The sequence below is a fragment of the Pseudomonas sp. LM13 genome (genome assembly GCF_041381355.1).
Classification (GTDB): Bacteria; Pseudomonadota; Gammaproteobacteria; order Pseudomonadales; family Pseudomonadaceae; genus Stutzerimonas; species Stutzerimonas frequens.
The window spans coordinates 1-14,061 of sequence record NZ_JACBXH010000025.1 but is presented as its reverse complement, the minus strand read 5'-3'; the positions used below and the strand labels follow the sequence as shown (position 1 = coordinate 14,061).

The 14,061-nt window shown below is 65.4% G+C and carries 16 protein-coding genes; 6 read left to right on the top strand and 10 right to left on the bottom strand.

The genetic code is table 11. The annotated features are described in order from the left end of the window. Positions 1-73: 73 nt before the first annotated feature. Complete coding sequence (locus tag HZR81_RS15500; protein ID WP_500128629.1) at positions 74-1,063, top strand: GlxA family transcriptional regulator; 990 nt, start codon at positions 74-76, stop codon at positions 1,061-1,063. Between the two features lie 119 nt (positions 1,064-1,182). Here the strand turns inward: HZR81_RS15500 and HZR81_RS15495 are convergent, their stop codons facing one another. Continuing rightward, the gene (locus HZR81_RS15495) at positions 1,183-2,082 is read right to left on the bottom strand and encodes a LysR family transcriptional regulator (protein WP_500128628.1); all 900 of its coding nucleotides are present in this window, start codon (positions 2,080-2,082) and stop codon (positions 1,183-1,185) included. Positions 2,083-2,289: 207 nt separating this feature from the next. On the opposite strand from HZR81_RS15495, the gene trpB reads away from it, so the two are divergent. Continuing rightward, a complete protein-coding gene (gene trpB, locus HZR81_RS15490) occupies positions 2,290-3,501 on the top strand; it encodes a tryptophan synthase subunit beta (RefSeq protein ID WP_500128627.1) in 1,212 nt (403 codons plus the stop codon). Then, positions 3,498-4,319 carry a tryptophan synthase subunit alpha gene (gene trpA, locus HZR81_RS15485; protein ID WP_500128626.1) on the top strand — a complete coding sequence of 274 codons (822 nt, stop codon included), beginning with the start codon at positions 3,498-3,500 and terminating at the stop codon, positions 4,317-4,319. The genes trpB and trpA overlap by 4 nt, the downstream gene beginning before the upstream one ends. Positions 4,320-4,489: 170 nt before the next feature. On the opposite strand, the gene HZR81_RS15480 is transcribed toward trpA, so the two are convergent. The 4 genes from HZR81_RS15480 to HZR81_RS15465 form a co-directional block, all read right to left on the bottom strand. Continuing rightward, positions 4,490-4,681 (bottom strand): DUF1289 domain-containing protein, encoded by a 192-nt coding sequence (locus tag HZR81_RS15480; RefSeq protein WP_500128666.1) that lies wholly within the window; start codon positions 4,679-4,681, stop codon positions 4,490-4,492. After that, entirely contained in the window at positions 4,681-5,052 is a 372-nt protein-coding gene (locus HZR81_RS15475; protein WP_316958704.1) for a hypothetical protein, read from the bottom strand. The genes HZR81_RS15480 and HZR81_RS15475 overlap by 1 nt, the downstream gene beginning before the upstream one ends. A gap of 161 nt (positions 5,053-5,213) precedes the next feature. Continuing rightward, entirely contained in the window at positions 5,214-6,455 is a 1,242-nt protein-coding gene (locus HZR81_RS15470; RefSeq protein WP_500128625.1) for a type II toxin-antitoxin system HipA family toxin, read from the bottom strand. Continuing rightward, positions 6,452-6,688 carry a helix-turn-helix domain-containing protein gene (locus tag HZR81_RS15465; RefSeq protein WP_500128624.1) on the bottom strand — a complete coding sequence of 79 codons (237 nt, stop codon included), beginning with the start codon at positions 6,686-6,688 and terminating at the stop codon, positions 6,452-6,454. Before HZR81_RS15465 ends, HZR81_RS15470 begins: the two co-directional genes overlap by 4 nt. A 259-nt stretch (positions 6,689-6,947) precedes the next feature. On the opposite strand from HZR81_RS15465, the gene yghU reads away from it, so the two are divergent. Continuing rightward, the gene (yghU, locus tag HZR81_RS15460) at positions 6,948-7,790 is read left to right on the top strand and encodes a glutathione-dependent disulfide-bond oxidoreductase (protein WP_500128623.1); all 843 of its coding nucleotides are present in this window, start codon (positions 6,948-6,950) and stop codon (positions 7,788-7,790) included. 228 nt (positions 7,791-8,018) lie between these two features. Then, a complete protein-coding gene (locus HZR81_RS15455) occupies positions 8,019-8,795 on the top strand; it encodes a hypothetical protein (RefSeq protein WP_500128622.1) in 777 nt (258 codons plus the stop codon). A 149-nt stretch (positions 8,796-8,944) separates the two neighbouring features. Here the strand turns inward: HZR81_RS15455 and HZR81_RS15450 are convergent, their stop codons facing one another. The 5 genes from HZR81_RS15450 to HZR81_RS15430 all read right to left on the bottom strand — a co-directional run bounded on the left by HZR81_RS15450 (position 8,945) and on the right by HZR81_RS15430 (position 13,229). Further along, the gene (locus HZR81_RS15450; RefSeq protein ID WP_285360507.1) at positions 8,945-9,448 is read right to left on the bottom strand and encodes a DUF4126 family protein; all 504 of its coding nucleotides are present in this window, start codon (positions 9,446-9,448) and stop codon (positions 8,945-8,947) included. Between the two features lie 162 nt (positions 9,449-9,610). After that, positions 9,611-10,015 carry a hypothetical protein gene (locus HZR81_RS15445; protein ID WP_208217080.1) on the bottom strand — a complete coding sequence of 135 codons (405 nt, stop codon included), beginning with the start codon at positions 10,013-10,015 and terminating at the stop codon, positions 9,611-9,613. Between the two features lie 170 nt (positions 10,016-10,185). Then, a complete protein-coding gene (locus HZR81_RS15440) occupies positions 10,186-10,479 on the bottom strand; it encodes a GNAT family N-acetyltransferase (protein ID WP_500128621.1) in 294 nt (97 codons plus the stop codon). 143 nt (positions 10,480-10,622) lie between these two features. After that, positions 10,623-11,243: a Type 1 glutamine amidotransferase-like domain-containing protein gene (locus HZR81_RS15435; protein ID WP_500128620.1), complete on the bottom strand. Its 621-nt coding sequence runs from the start codon at positions 11,241-11,243 to the stop codon at positions 10,623-10,625. Between the two features lie 150 nt (positions 11,244-11,393). Further along, on the bottom strand, positions 11,394-13,229 hold the full coding sequence (locus tag HZR81_RS15430; RefSeq protein ID WP_500128619.1) for an ABC transporter ATP-binding protein: 1,836 nt from the start codon (positions 13,227-13,229) through the stop codon (positions 11,394-11,396). 559 nt (positions 13,230-13,788) lie between these two features. Here HZR81_RS15430 and HZR81_RS15425 point away from each other — a divergent pair. After that, positions 13,789-14,061 (top strand): hypothetical protein (locus tag HZR81_RS15425; RefSeq protein WP_500128618.1); only part of this gene is annotated, 273 nt, incomplete at its 3' end.

The window sequence follows — 14,061 nt, the reverse complement described above, 5'->3', positions numbered from 1 at the left end:
CGCAGCGAGACTTTAGATCCCCCGGCCACGGCCGTGGATGGGCGAGACCGACAATAACGCGGGAAAAACTGACATGCCTGGCGCACCCGAGACGTTGGAAATCGGCCTGCTGCTATACCCGGGCGCCCAGCTGGCGGCCGTTTACGGGCTGACCGACCTGTTCAGCGTGGCCAACCGCATGGCGGCCGAGCGCCAGGCCGCAAAGCTGCCGACCCTGCGTGTCAGCCACTGGGCCAGGCAGGACGGCACGCCAGACATTCGGCGGGTCTTCGACAGCCAGCCGACTGGCGCGAGCTCGCCGCGTATCGTCATCCTGCCGCCGTGTCTGGACGCCCGCCCCGAGGCGCATGTGATCCAGCCGTTCGCCGCCTGGCTCGGGCAGTGCCACCAGGCTGGCGTCACCCTCGGCTCGGTCTGCGCCGGGGCCTTTCTGCTCGCCGAAACCGGGCTGCTCGACGGCCGCACCGTGACCACCCACTGGGGCCTGGCCCAGGCCTTGCGCGAGCGCTTTCCGAAGGTGCAGGTCGATGCGGACCGGATGATCGTCGATGACGGCGACATCATCACCGCCGGCGGCCTGATGGCCTGGACCGACCTCGGGCTGGCGCTGGTGGAGCGGCTGCTCGGGCCGACCATCGCCTCGGAAACCGCGCGTTTTCTGGTGATCGATCTGACCCGCCATTCGCAGCGCTACTTCAGCAGCTTCGCCCCGCGGCTAAACCATGGCGACGAGGCCGTGCTGCGGGTGCAGCACTGGCTGCAGACCCACAGCACCGGCGCAGTGCCGGTCGCTGCTATGGCCGCCCAGGCGGGGATGGGCGAGCGCACCTTTCTGCGTCGATTCCGCGCCGCCACCGGCCTCAAGCCGACCGAATACTGCCAGCAGCTGCGGGTCGGCAAGGCCCGGGAGCTGCTGGAGCTGACCAATCGGGGCATCGAACAGGTGGCCTGGGCGGTGGGTTATCAGGACCCCGGCGCATTTCGCAAGGTGTTCCAGAAACTGGTGGGGCTGTCGCCCGGCGATTACCGCCGACGCTTCGGCATCGGTGCGCCGCCGTTGTAGGGCCCGGCCGGCCAGATGCCAGCCCAGGAGTACGTCCGACGCAACTGGCGATCGATCCACTGGCGGCGGATGACGACGTCCCGCTGGAGCGGCGAGTCGCCGATGCGCCTAAGGTCGTGTCATTCGATCGGCTTGTCACCCAGTTCGGCACGCAGCCAGTCCGCCAGCCGCTCCGCACGCCGATCCAGCCGCCGCGCCGGCACCCAGAGCGCCAGCCGTGCGCTGGTCTCGACGAAGCCCCAGGGCGCCAGCAACCGGCCGGACTTCAGATCGTCGGCGACCAGTTGCTGGGGCGCGATGGCCACGCCAAGGCCGGCCAGCGCCGCCTCGAGAAGGAAGTACAGGTGCTCGAAGCTTTGCCCCAGGCGCAGCCGTGCAGGGTCCAGCCCCTGCTGGCGCGCCCAGTTCGGCCAGGCCTGCGGGCGTGAAGCGGTATGCAGCAGCGTCTCCTCGAGCAGGGCCGCCGGCGCCGCGGCGCGCAGCTCGGCGCAACGCGGGTGGTAGGGGCTGAGCACCGGGCCGATGCGCTCGGCGGCAAGTTCGAACACCTGCATGTCCGCCGGCCATGGCGGTTCGGCGTACCACAGCGTCGCATCCAGCCCCGGCTTGCGTGGGTCCAGCTCGCCCTCGCTGGCCGACAGCTGCAGGCGCAGCTCGGGCAGGTCGCGATTGAGCCGGTCCAGCCGCGGAATGAACCAGCGCGCCAGCAGGCTGCCGGGACAACCGAGCACAAACGGCGCCTCGCTGGTCTGTCGCTGCAGTTCGATGCAGGTGCTGCGCAGGCGCTCAAAGGCCTCGCTGGCGGCGTCACGCAGACGCACGCCGGCATCGGTGAGTTTTACGCCGCGCCCTTCCTTGGCGAACAGGGCCAGACCGAGGGCTTCTTCGAGCTGCTTCAGCTGCCGGCTGATGGCCCCGTGGGTGACGTGCAGCTCGCGTGCGGCTTCGCTTACGCTACCCAGGCGGGCAGCCGCCTCGAAGGCACGCAGGGCATTGAGCGGTGGCAGATCGCGGGCCATATATGTGAGTTTTCCTGACAGGTTCGGGCGATCTTATCGCTTTTAACCCGGCGCCGGCAGCCGTAAGCTCACCCTCAATGATTGCCGTAGGGTGGAAACCGCGAAGCGATTTTCCACGCTGGCGTATCGATCGCGTGGACAAGGCTGCACCGTTGTCCACCCTACGCTCACCCCGACTGCGTGTCGGCACCCTCCAAGGAGCCTCGCATGACCTCATACCGCACCGGCCCGGACAACCGCGGGCTGTTCGGCCGCTTCGGCGGCCAGTTCGTCGCCGAAACCCTGATGCCACTGATCAACGAGCTGGCCGCCGAATACGAAAAAGCCAAGAGCGACCCGGCCTTTCTCGAGGAGCTGGCCTACTTCCAGCGCGACTACATCGGCCGTGCCAGCCCGCTGTACTACGCCGAGCGCCTGACCGAGCACTTCGGCGGCGCGAAGATCTACCTCAAGCGCGAAGACCTGAACCACACCGGCGCGCACAAGATCAACAACTGCATCGGCCAGATCCTGCTGGCCAAGCGCATGGGCAAGCAGCGCATCATCGCCGAGACCGGCGCCGGCATGCACGGCGTGGCCACCGCCACCGTGGCCGCGCGCTTCGGCATGCAGTGCGTGGTCTACATGGGCACCACCGACATCGAGCGCCAGCAGGCCAACGTCTTCCGCATGAAGCTCCTGGGCGCCGAAGTGATTCCGGTCACCGCCGGCACCGGCACGCTGAAGGACGCGATGAACGAGGCGCTGCGCGACTGGGTGACCAACGTCCACAACACCTTCTACCTGATCGGCACCGCCGCCGGTCCGCACCCCTACCCGGCCATGGTGCGCGACTTCCAGTCGGTGATCGGCAACGAGGTTCGCGAACAGATCATGCAGAAGGAGGGCCGCCTGCCCGACTCGCTGGTCGCCTGCATCGGCGGCGGCTCGAATGCCATCGGCCTGTTCCACCCCTTCCTCGATGACGAGTCCGTGCAGATCGTCGGCGTCGAAGCGGCCGGCCACGGCATCGACACCGGCAAGCACGCCGCCAGCATGGCCGGCGGGGCGCCGGGCGTGCTGCACGGCAACCGCACCTTCCTCCTGCAGGACGAAGACGGCCAGATCACCGACGCGCATTCGATTTCCGCCGGCCTCGACTACCCAGGCGTCGGCCCGGAGCACGCCTGGTTGCACGAGATCAAGCGCGTCGAATACGTGCCCTGCACCGATGACGAAGCCTTGGCAGCGTTCCACCAGTGCTGCCGCCTGGAAGGCATCATCCCCGCGCTGGAATCGGCCCACGCGCTGGCCGAAGCCTTCAAGCGCGCGGCCAAGCTGCCCAGGGAGCACCTGATGGTGGTCAACCTCTCCGGCCGCGGCGACAAGGACATGCAAACCGTCATGCACCACTACGACGAACAGGAAGAACACGTATGAGCTCGGTGAATTCCCGCTTGCAGGCCCGCTTCGCACAGCTGAAGCAGGAAAACCGCGCCGCGCTGGTCACCTTCGTGACCGCCGGTGATCCGGACTACGCCACCTCCCTCGCCATCCTCAAGGGCCTGCCGGACGCCGGTGCCGACGTGATCGAGCTGGGCATGCCGTTCACCGACCCGATGGCCGACGGCCCGGCGATCCAGCTGGCCAACATCCGCGCCCTGGCCGGCAAGCAGAACCTGCCGAAGACGCTGCAGATGGTCCGCGACTTCCGCGAGACCAACCAGAGCACGCCGCTGGTGTTGATGGGCTACTACAACCCGATCTTCGCCTATGGCGTCGAGCGTTTCGTGGCAGACGCGAAAGAGGCCGGTGTCGATGGCCTGATCGTCGTCGACCTGCCGCCGGAGCATAACGACGAACTCTGCGACCCGGCCCAGGCCGCCGGCATCGACTTCATCCGTCTGACCACTCCGACCACCGACGACCAGCGTCTGCCGGTGGTGCTCAACGGCAGCTCCGGCTTCGTCTATTACGTCTCGGTTGCCGGCGTGACCGGTGCCGGTTCGGCGACTCTGGAACACGTCGAGGAGGCCGTGGCACGCCTGAAGCGCCACACCGATCTGCCGGTGTGCGTCGGCTTCGGCATCCGCACCCCGGAGCAGGCCGCGGCTATCGCCCGGCTCACCGAGGGTGTGGTGGTCGGCTCGGCGCTGATCGACCAGATCGCCGGGGCCAAGAGCCCGGAGGCTGCGGTAGAAGGCGTGCTTGGCCTGTGCCGCGAGATCAGCGCTGGCGTGCACGGCGCCCGCAGCTGAGGCTTTAATGCCGTAACCGAAAAGCCGCTGCCCCCGTGAGAGGCAGCGGCTTTTTCATTCCTGTAGCGGGCTTTTCAGCAGTTTCCTGCCGACCGGCATCACGCATGGACATGCCGGCCACTCCATCCAGCACCGGCAGGCGACACCCACGTGTGGCGCCCCTTGTGGGCTCAGCCTTTCTTTTTCTTCTTCTTCAGTGCCTTCAACCGCTGCGCCGCGCGCTCTACCGTGGCCTTCTTGTCCGGCCGCTTCATGCGCTTCCATTTGCGAATCTCGTCCTTGGTGCGACCACAGCTGGTACACACCTCGTCCGTGAGCTTGCAGACGGAAACGCACGGATTCTCGACGTCCTTGCCTACTATCAGTGCCGTGTCGTGGCGTTGCGGGCCAGGCGACGCTGCCAGTCACCGCCATCGTTGCGCTTGCAGGCTTCCTCGCTGTCGAAACGCACCGGTGCGATCAGGGCATCCATGTCGATACCCGCCTCAGCGAGCGCCGCCCGGGTGAGCGCCTGCATGCGGGCGCCCTGACCTTGACCAATCGCCATAGCGCGCTGCGCCTCCGTGGCGAATACCCAGGTGACCTGCAGGCTCTCGGGGAAGCGCGCGTAATCGACCTCATGGGTGAGCCAGCTGAAGCCGACGATTTCCGCCTTGCCCGCTTCGCAGGCCTGGGTCAGGCAGCTGGAGAGTTGCCGTTCCATACGGGTCTGATCGCGTTTGCCGAGAAGCATCGTGACGTCCTGTATCAGGGTTGGCCCCGCGTCGAAGGGACAGTAGGAAAGAGTCTAACGCGAGCGCTCCATGCCGGATCATCGGCAGCGCTTGTTGGCAGTACCGCTGATCGATACATCCCAGGCTGCGAAGCACATTCCCGAAGGCAGGACCCTAGCCACTACAACTTGCGGTAGCGGCGGCACTGCTGAACGACATATTTGCGCACATGCTGCACCTTCGCCCAACCCACCTCATCCATACCAACCGTCTGCAGCTCGGCTTGCAACTCGGCGCTATTGGCAGCTGGCTCGAGCAGATCCAGCATTTGCCGCAGCTCCCGCAGTACGAACGGCGGCGCAAGGCCCATGTGGCGTGCCAGCTCTTCCCAATCGGCTCTGCGCAGCTGCTGCGGATGGAAGTTGCTGCCGACCGCGAAACCAAGACTGGGGCTGTATGGCAGCACCATCGTACATACCAGGTCATAGGCCGGCGCCAATGACCAGCGCCCCTTGGCGTCCTGTAACAACGAGATGTTCTTGGCATGGCCATCGCTGTTGCCGGCCAGCACGTTGAATATCTGCCAGCGCAGCAGCTGGCGCACCTGCAGCGCAGGCGTGGCCGTCACCGCACGCAACAGGCCTGCGCAGGCCGCCAGCGTCGGGCCGCCCTCTTCCTGGTACTTGAGCCGCCGCGGATAGCCAAGCGCCTGGCACATGTCCTCCTGGTGCACACGCTCGATCTGGTTATCCATTCGCTCACGATCGTAACGAGCCACGGCAAGATAGTGAGCCTTCCCTGCCAGACCTGCGTGCGAGTCGGGAACCACAAGCCCAGCGATCCGAGCCAGACGGTTCATATAGAGCTCGTTGAAAACCAACGCCGGCTTTAGCGAGAACTTGATCAGATGCGAAGAGGCGGCGGCACCGCTCGGGAGGTAGAGCTGGCCGCCTTCGAGGATCACGGGAATCTTGTCCTGAGCGCCGGCAAGGGAAAGACGTGTCGCCTTGCCCGGCTGGAACAAGGCGTAGCGCTCTTTACCCTGTGCCCAGCGCGCCAGCTGATTGGGGTCGACCGGCTCCTGGCCAGATTCGATCAACGCATCGGCCCGCTCCGGGTCAACAATGCGCAACGCACCGGCACAATCACCACCTATGGCGGCCAACAGCGAAAAGTCGTCATCGGCGATCCCAAGCCGGTTCACCAGCAACTGCCGCGAAGCTTCTTCGGGAAGTAGATTGGCAAACCAGTTGTGTGCCGTGCCGAGCGTTGGCGCAAACATACCGGTTGCAAGCGGCAAGCTATTGGAAATTGCAAACCGCGCTGCTTCGCTATAGCGAAAACCCATGCTCCGGCCATCGTCACCCAGCCAAAGCTCACCGATACGGTCATCACCCCGGTAGACGCCGAGCAGTCCGCTCACAGGTCGCCCCCGTCACGTCTAGCCGCCAGCAGCTCGATGCCCAGCGTGTGGCACACGTTCAGCACCCGTCCGAACGAACAGCTCTCGCGGCCGTTTTCCAGCTCGCTCAGAAAGCGCACGCTCACGCCACACAGGCCGGCAGCGTCCACCAGACGCAGCCCCTGACCCTTGCGAGTGCGCTGGATCAGCTTGCCCAGCTCGGCCATCGAAACAAATGCAGTAGGTTTAGCCATTTTCCCGTTCCGTATAATTTGTCCTTCGGAAACAGCTCAGTTCCAATTTTTTCCCAATAGGGAAAATACTCTCTGCCGCTGGTCGGTGCACCGAATTTTTACCGATCGGGAAAAAAGATCTTCTGGTGCATCTCAAAGAACTACCACGCAGAACAAACCCTCAGCCATCGATGACCAATATCGACCGGCTTGATTTCGACCGCGCCCGCCGAGCGCGTAGCATGCCCTGCACACCCCGTTCCCGCTCGAGGAGATCGACATGCCCGATACCGCTTACGTACCGCCGAAGGTCTGGACCCACGATGCCCCCTCCGGCGGCAAGTTCGCCAATATCAATGCGCCAACCGCCGGCGCGCGCGAGGAGAAGCCGCTGCCGGTGGGCAAGCACCCGCTGCAGCTGTATTCGCTGGCCACGCCCAACGGGGTGAAGGTGGGCATCATGCTCGAGGAGCTGCTCGCCCTCGGTCACAGCGGCGCCGAGTACGACGCCTGGCTGATCAAGATTGGCGAGGGCGACCAGTTCGGTAGCGGCTTCGTCGAGATCAACCCGAACTCGAAGATCCCCGCGCTGGTGGACCGCAGCGTCGACGGCGAACCGCTGCGGGTGTTCGAGTCCGGCTCGATCCTGGTCTACCTCGCCGAGAAATTCGGCGCCTTCCTGCCGACCGAGGTCCGCGCGCGCACCGAGACGCTGAACTGGCTGTTCTGGCAGATGGGTTCGGCGCCCTTCCTCGGCGGCGGCTTCGGCCACTTCTACGCCTACGCGCCGGAGAAGTACGAATACCCGATCAACCGCTACGCCATGGAGGTCAAGCGTCAGCTCGACGTGCTCGACCGCCAGCTGGCGGAGCATCGCTACGTGGCCGGTGACGACTACAGCATCGCCGACATGGCGATCTGGCCCTGGTACGGCGGGTTGGTGCTGGGCGAGCTGTATGGCGCCGGCGAATTCCTCTCGGTGCACGAGTACCAGCACGTGCAGCGCTGGGCCAAGGAGATTGCAGCGCGACCGGCGGTCATCCGCGGGCGCAAGGTCAACCGCAGCTGGGGCGATGAGTCCGAGCAGGCGCCCGAGCGCCACAGCGCCGCCGACCTCGACTGAGCCGTCGACAACCCTGCGCAGGCGCGAACGGCAGCGCCTTTCCCGCCTGCGCCAGCGGCCGAGCCCACTGACCGCCGATCCCGCCTGCTGAACTCTCACGGCAGCTGCCTACCCAATCAGATATGAGCGCTGCCATCGATCAGCAGGGGCTCTCATGTCCTGATCCCTCTTCGTGTTCGCCATGCACAGCGCTCCAACCCGGTTGTACAGCACAACGTGAGGTGAGCCATGAAACACACACTGGTAGCAGCGTTCGCCACGCTGACCGACGCCAATCGAACCCGCGGCGACCTGATGGCACGCGGCATCCCGCGTGAACAGATCCATGCAGTGGGCGCCGAGAGCGCCGACATCCACGCCTATGACGCGCCCTATAGCACCACGCCCGATACGCCGGTGGACCGCACCGAGCACGAATCGAAGGTCGCGCACTTCTTCAAATCGCGGTTTGGCCATGAGCCGCACGAGCAGCATCGCCATCATGCGACGGCTTATCCGGAGGCGGTGCGCCGCGGCGCCCTGGTGATCGCGGTGGACGTGGTCGACGAGGATCAGCTGGCCAAGGCCCGTGATGCGCTGGAGTACAACGGCGCCATCGATATCGACGAACATGGCGCCACTGGCACAGCGGACGGTTACCCCGGCCCCACCAGCCCCTATGCCGGCGCAACCGGCGGTGACAGCCATCTGGACAAGCATTTTACCGGCCAGCAGATGCACCATGCTGGCGCCATGGCAGGTCGCCACGGGGAAAGCGAAACCCTGGGCGCGGGCAGTAGCGCTTCGCGTACCACCGAGCAGGATACGGGCAGCCATGGCATTGGCAGTGCCGGCAAACGCGCCGGTACCGACTACCCGCCAACCACCGCGACCACGGCGCCGACCGGGGCCGGCAGCAGCGCCCACGGCGCCAGCGCCAGCACCCCAGAGGTAGCGCCCGGTGTCGGTACACGCGAGTCGGGACTGTGCCGTGACCGCATCTGCGTGATCCAGCGGCCGAGCTGACGGCTTTCGCCTGGAAGGGTGAGAACAGGGCGAACCATGTTGTCACCCTCCCACGCCGCGTCCCGTTCCGCCCGCAGGGTGGGCTTCAGCCCACCGCCACATGCGCACGCCTCTCTGGTGGGCTGAAGCCCACCCTACGCGTTCACACCTCAACGCCGGCGTTGGTTCTCGCCCAGCGCCTGGCGCAGCCCGCTTCGGCCCAGACTCAGCGCCAGGCAATCTTCGGCGGTGCCGAGTGCGGCGTTGAGCAGCGAATGCGGCTGATAGGGTTTACGCAGGCTCAGGCCGATCTTCGAGGCGAGCAGCGCCGCCGTCGCACCCAGCAGTGCCGGCAGCAGTACCGGCTCGCGCCGCACGCCGGCCAGCGCGGCGGCACTGACCCCACCCGATACCGCGCGAAACATCATCGACGGCACGATGGTGCGATCCGGGGCGAAGGGCATCTTGTCGCCGGCAATCTCCCCGGCCGCCAGTACCGGCAGGAAGGTCTGCGCGGAATCGGACGTCAGCAGCCGCGCCGCCTCGCCCGCACCGTGCAGATCATCCCGCTCGCTCAACGCGCGACTGACCAGCGTCGGCGCCAGCATGCTACGCATGCCCGTCACCGCGCCGATCGCCAGAGCGGCCCATAACAGATTGCTCGATGTCGACATCGTCAGTTCTCCCGGTCGTTGCTAGTACCGACCGGCCTGACGCAAGGAGCGTTCGCCGCAGTCCCGTGGCCATCGACGGATGGCACGCCAGCCGCCTCGGTGACTCCGCGCGTCAGAACCTCGATGCGCAGCTTCCACCGCGCCAGACAACCGCACCGCACATCACCACTGGTTAAGCCCGTAGCCGACCACACCCAGGCCGAAGCCCATCTGCGCCAGCAGCAGTGCGCGGATGGCGAAGGTGTAGCTGATCACCCGGCTCTGCCCCAGCGCATCGGCGGCGAACAGCCGGTAACTCTCGGGATAGTCAGCTTCCATTTCCTTCAGCGCCGCGATGGTCAGCTCCAGCAGCTGTCGGCTGCGCGCGTCCACCAGCCAGAACACCTGCGCCAGCAGGACAGTGAAGGCACCCAGCAGAATCAGCAGCCCCGGCGAGAAGCCCTGCTGCAGCGCCGCCAGCACACCGCCATCGGCAAACATCGCCAGCACCACGAAGAAGTTGAAACCGCGCAGGCGCTGCTCGGCATTGAGCTTGAAATGCGCCCAGACAAACTCTCGACCATCCATGCGATCACCCTCTGCTAAACCAGGCGGCGGCAACTAGCATTCGACAAGACCGCCGCCCCGGTCGCTACCGTTGGTGGGCTGAAGCCCACCCTACAGCGCATCGACCACCGCACCCGTAGGGTGGGCTTCAGCCCACCGCTTTACCCGGTCGTCCGAGCGGTAACGGCCGGTCAGGCCGGATCGACCAGGTCCTGCCATTCCTGGTGGCGCTCGATGTAGCGGGCAATGAACTCGCATTGCGGCACCACGCGCTTGTCGCGCCGCCGCGCATCGTCCAGCGCACCCTCGGCCAGCACGCTTCCCAGCCCCTGCCCGGACAGGCTGGGGTCGACCTCGGTATGGGTGAAGACCATCCGCTCGCCCTGCTCGCTATACGCAGCGAAGCCGAGTGGCTGGCCCTCGACCAGCAGCTCATAGCGCTGCTGCGCGGCATCGTGGTGGACGCTGGCTTGTTTATCGGTCATGGCAGACTCCCTCTCGGTTCTTTGGCTGTGGCTAGAAGTACGAGTGGACGCGGTGTGGGAGGGTTCAGATGGAGCGACGACGAAACACCCTGCGCCGACTCGCCCAAGGTGTGCCGCAGGTAGGCTCGGGCCGGGTATGAAACTCAGTCTCCGCTGGTTTGAAGCTCGGCATGGCCGCCCGACAAGGCGATCGCCTGGTTATTGCTGAATGGCCGGAGATCCAACGCATCCCCATGCTCTTTCAGCACCTGCTCGACAGCCTCGGCAAACGGCTCGTTTCGGTAATGCGGCAGCGGGTAGAAATCGACCAGCCCCAAGGCCGCAAAGGACTCGAGATCAGGCGCGGCAGAAACATCGTCCAGCGCCGTTATGTACTCGATGCTGGGAGCGAGTATCGCGGAGCCGGCGGATTCGCCGATGTAGCACTTCCCGGCTCTGACGTGTTCGGCGATCAGCAGGTCCGCACCTGTGCGCTTGAGCTCCTGCAGCAAAAAGAAGGTGTTGCCGCCAGACACATAGATGTAATCGCCGCGTTCCAGCTTGCTGACGATCTCTTCCCGACTTGCGCTGGAAACGTCCAGCTCATCGATAACCAGGCCCGCCCTGGTGAGTGCGTCCTTGGCCGCGAGCAGGTATGAATTGACCTCCTCAACAAGACTTGCCGTAGGAATCAACGTAACCGTCCTACCGCTGCACTCGCCCTTGGTGAAGCTGACAAACAAGTCCACGACTTCAGCAAAGGAGGATGTCAGGAGAATGTTCATTTGCACCTCTGCGCTCGACTGAATTCAGGCTCGCCCAACCCGCCCCTGGTTATTGAGAACACGGCGGGATAGCTCAGCGCTGCTGCGCCGCGCGTTCCAACAGGCCGACAAGCAGAGTGGACGAAAAAACCCTGGCTTGCCCGTTTCCCATCAATCCACCCCGACAAAGCCACCGGTCTGGTGCTGCCACAGCCGCGCATAGAGACCGCCGCGGGCGATCAGCTCGGCGTGGGTGCCGGTCTCGATCACCTGCCCCTTGTCGATCACCACCAGCCGATCCATGCGCGCGATGGTCGACAGCCGGTGGGCGATGGCGATCACCGTCTTGCCTTCCATCAGGGTATCCAGGCTCTCCTGAATCGCCGCCTCGACCTCCGAGTCCAGCGCCGAGGTGGCTTCGTCGAGCACCAGGATCGGCGCGTCCTTGAGCAGCACCCGGGCGATGGCGATGCGCTGCCGTTGCCCGCCGGAGAGCTTCACGCCGCGCTCGCCCACCATCGCCCCGAAGCCCTTGCCGCCCTGGCTGTCGTCAAGGGTCTTGATGAACGCATCCGCACGGGCCTTGCGCGCCACGGCCCAGAGTTCTTCTTCGGTGGCGTCGGGCTTGCCGTAGCGCAGGTTATCGCGGATCGAACGGTGCAGCAGCGAGGTGTCCTGGGTGACCACGCCGATATTGGCGCGCAGGCTTTCCTGGCTGACCTCGGCGACGTTCTGCCCGTCGATCAGGATGCGCCCGCTCTCCAGGTCATAGAGGCGCAGCAGCAGGTTGACCAGCGTCGACTTGCCCGCGCCCGACGGCCCGACCAGGCCGATCTTCTCGCCCGGGCGAATGTCGATGGTCAGCCCGCTGATCACCCCACCCTGCTTGCCGTAGTGGAAATGCACATCCTCGAAGCGCACGCCGCCCCGCTCCACCTCAAGCGGCCTGGCGTCCTCGGGGTCGAGCACGTCGCGCGGCTGGACGATGGTCTTCATGCCGTCCTGCACGGTGCCGACGTTCTCGAAGATGCCGTTGACCACCCACATGATCCACTCGGCCATGTTGTTGATGCGGATCACCAGGCCCAGCGCCAGGGCGATGGCGCCTGTGGTGATCAGCGCCTCGCTCCACAGCCACAGTGCCAGCGCGCCGGTGCCGACGATCAGCAGGCCGTTCATGCAGGTGATGAGGAAATCCAGGCTGGTGATCACCCGCGACTGCAGGCGGAACTTGCCGAGCAGCTCCTGCATCGCCTCGCGGGCGTAGCTCTCCTCCTCGCGCGAATGGGCGAACAGCTTGAGCGTGGCGACGTTGCTGTAGCCGTCCACCACCCGCCCCATAACCTTCGAACGCGCCGCCGACGCCGCCGCTGAGCGCGCGCGGATACGGGGCACGAAGTACCAGAGCGCGGCGCTGTAGCCGACGATCCACAAGGCCAGCGGCACGATCAGGCGCAGGTCGGCGGCGGCGAACAGATACAGCGCGCTGCCGGCATAGACCACCACATGCCAGAGCGCATCGATCACCTGCATGGCCGAATCGCGCAGCGACGGCCCGGTCTGCATCACGCGCTGGGCGATGCGCCCGGCGAAGTCGTTCTGGAAGAAGTTCAGGCTCTGCTTGAGCACGTAGCGGTGGTTCTGCCAGCGGATCAGATTGGTCAGCCCCGGGTTGATCGCCTGATGCGTCAGCAGGTTGTGCAGGCCGAACACCAGCGGCCGGATGACCAGCGCCACCGCCGCCATCCACAGCAGGTCGTTGCGGTGCTCGGCAAAGAAGGTCCGCGCGTCATCGGTCGCCTGGGCCATATCGATCAGCTGGCCGAGAAAGCTGAACAGCGCCACCTCGATCAGCGCCGCGAAGAAGCCCACCACCAGCACCGCCGTCATCAATGGCCAGACCTGCTTCAGGTAATGGGCATAGAAACGCAGCATCCCGGCCGGCGGCGCAACGTCCGGGCTGGGCTTGAAGACATCGATCAGGTTTTCGAAACGGCGGAACAGCATGGGGAGGTCTGCTTCGTGGCGAGGTGGGCGAACGTCGTACGCAAATACGACCGCGCGGGCGCGGCATCCCGGTTGGACGCCCCGAGCCCGCGAGCGTTTCGCCAACCATACAACCGGCCCGTCGATTCGCATCGGTGGACAAGCGCAGCGTTGTCCACCCTACGCCACTCCGCACTCCTCTGCCGACACCGCGCACGCGTAGGGTGGAAAACGGCGAAGCCTTTTCCACGCGTTACGTTCAGTCCACCTCGCTGCCTGCCTCCGAGCGCAGCACCGTAGGGTGGGCTTCAGCCCACCACCCCCATAACCGAACCGCCCCGGTGGGCTAAGGCCCACCCTACCCGGCTGCCAACACACCGCGCATGCGTAGGGTGGAAAACGGCGAAGCCTTTTCCACGCGTTAAGTTCAGACCACCTCGCTGCATTGCTTGTGCTGAACAGTCATTTCCCAAACTCCGGGCCAGATACATAACGAAGCGGAGACTTCCGAGTATTCTCCGATCTCCTACGCAAACCTTTGCACCCGGCACGCCCGCCATCACCCTGCCGAAACGCTGATATGAAGAAACCCGCTCTCACCGTCTGCAGCCTTCTCGCCGCGTTCGCCCTGCTCTTTGGCTGGAGCCTGAACGATGTTCTGAACGCGCCTCCGTCGGTGTCACAAGTCAGCCCGCAAGGTCGTCATCTCATAGAGAGCGTGCCGGTACGGGGCCTCCTAGCTCCTGGTGGAGGACTGTCCTATTTACGCATCGTCGACCGTGCGGATGGGTCGAAGGTATTTCGCAGCCCGCTGTTTACCACGCGGTCGGTGGATATGCGGGCGAGCGAGGAC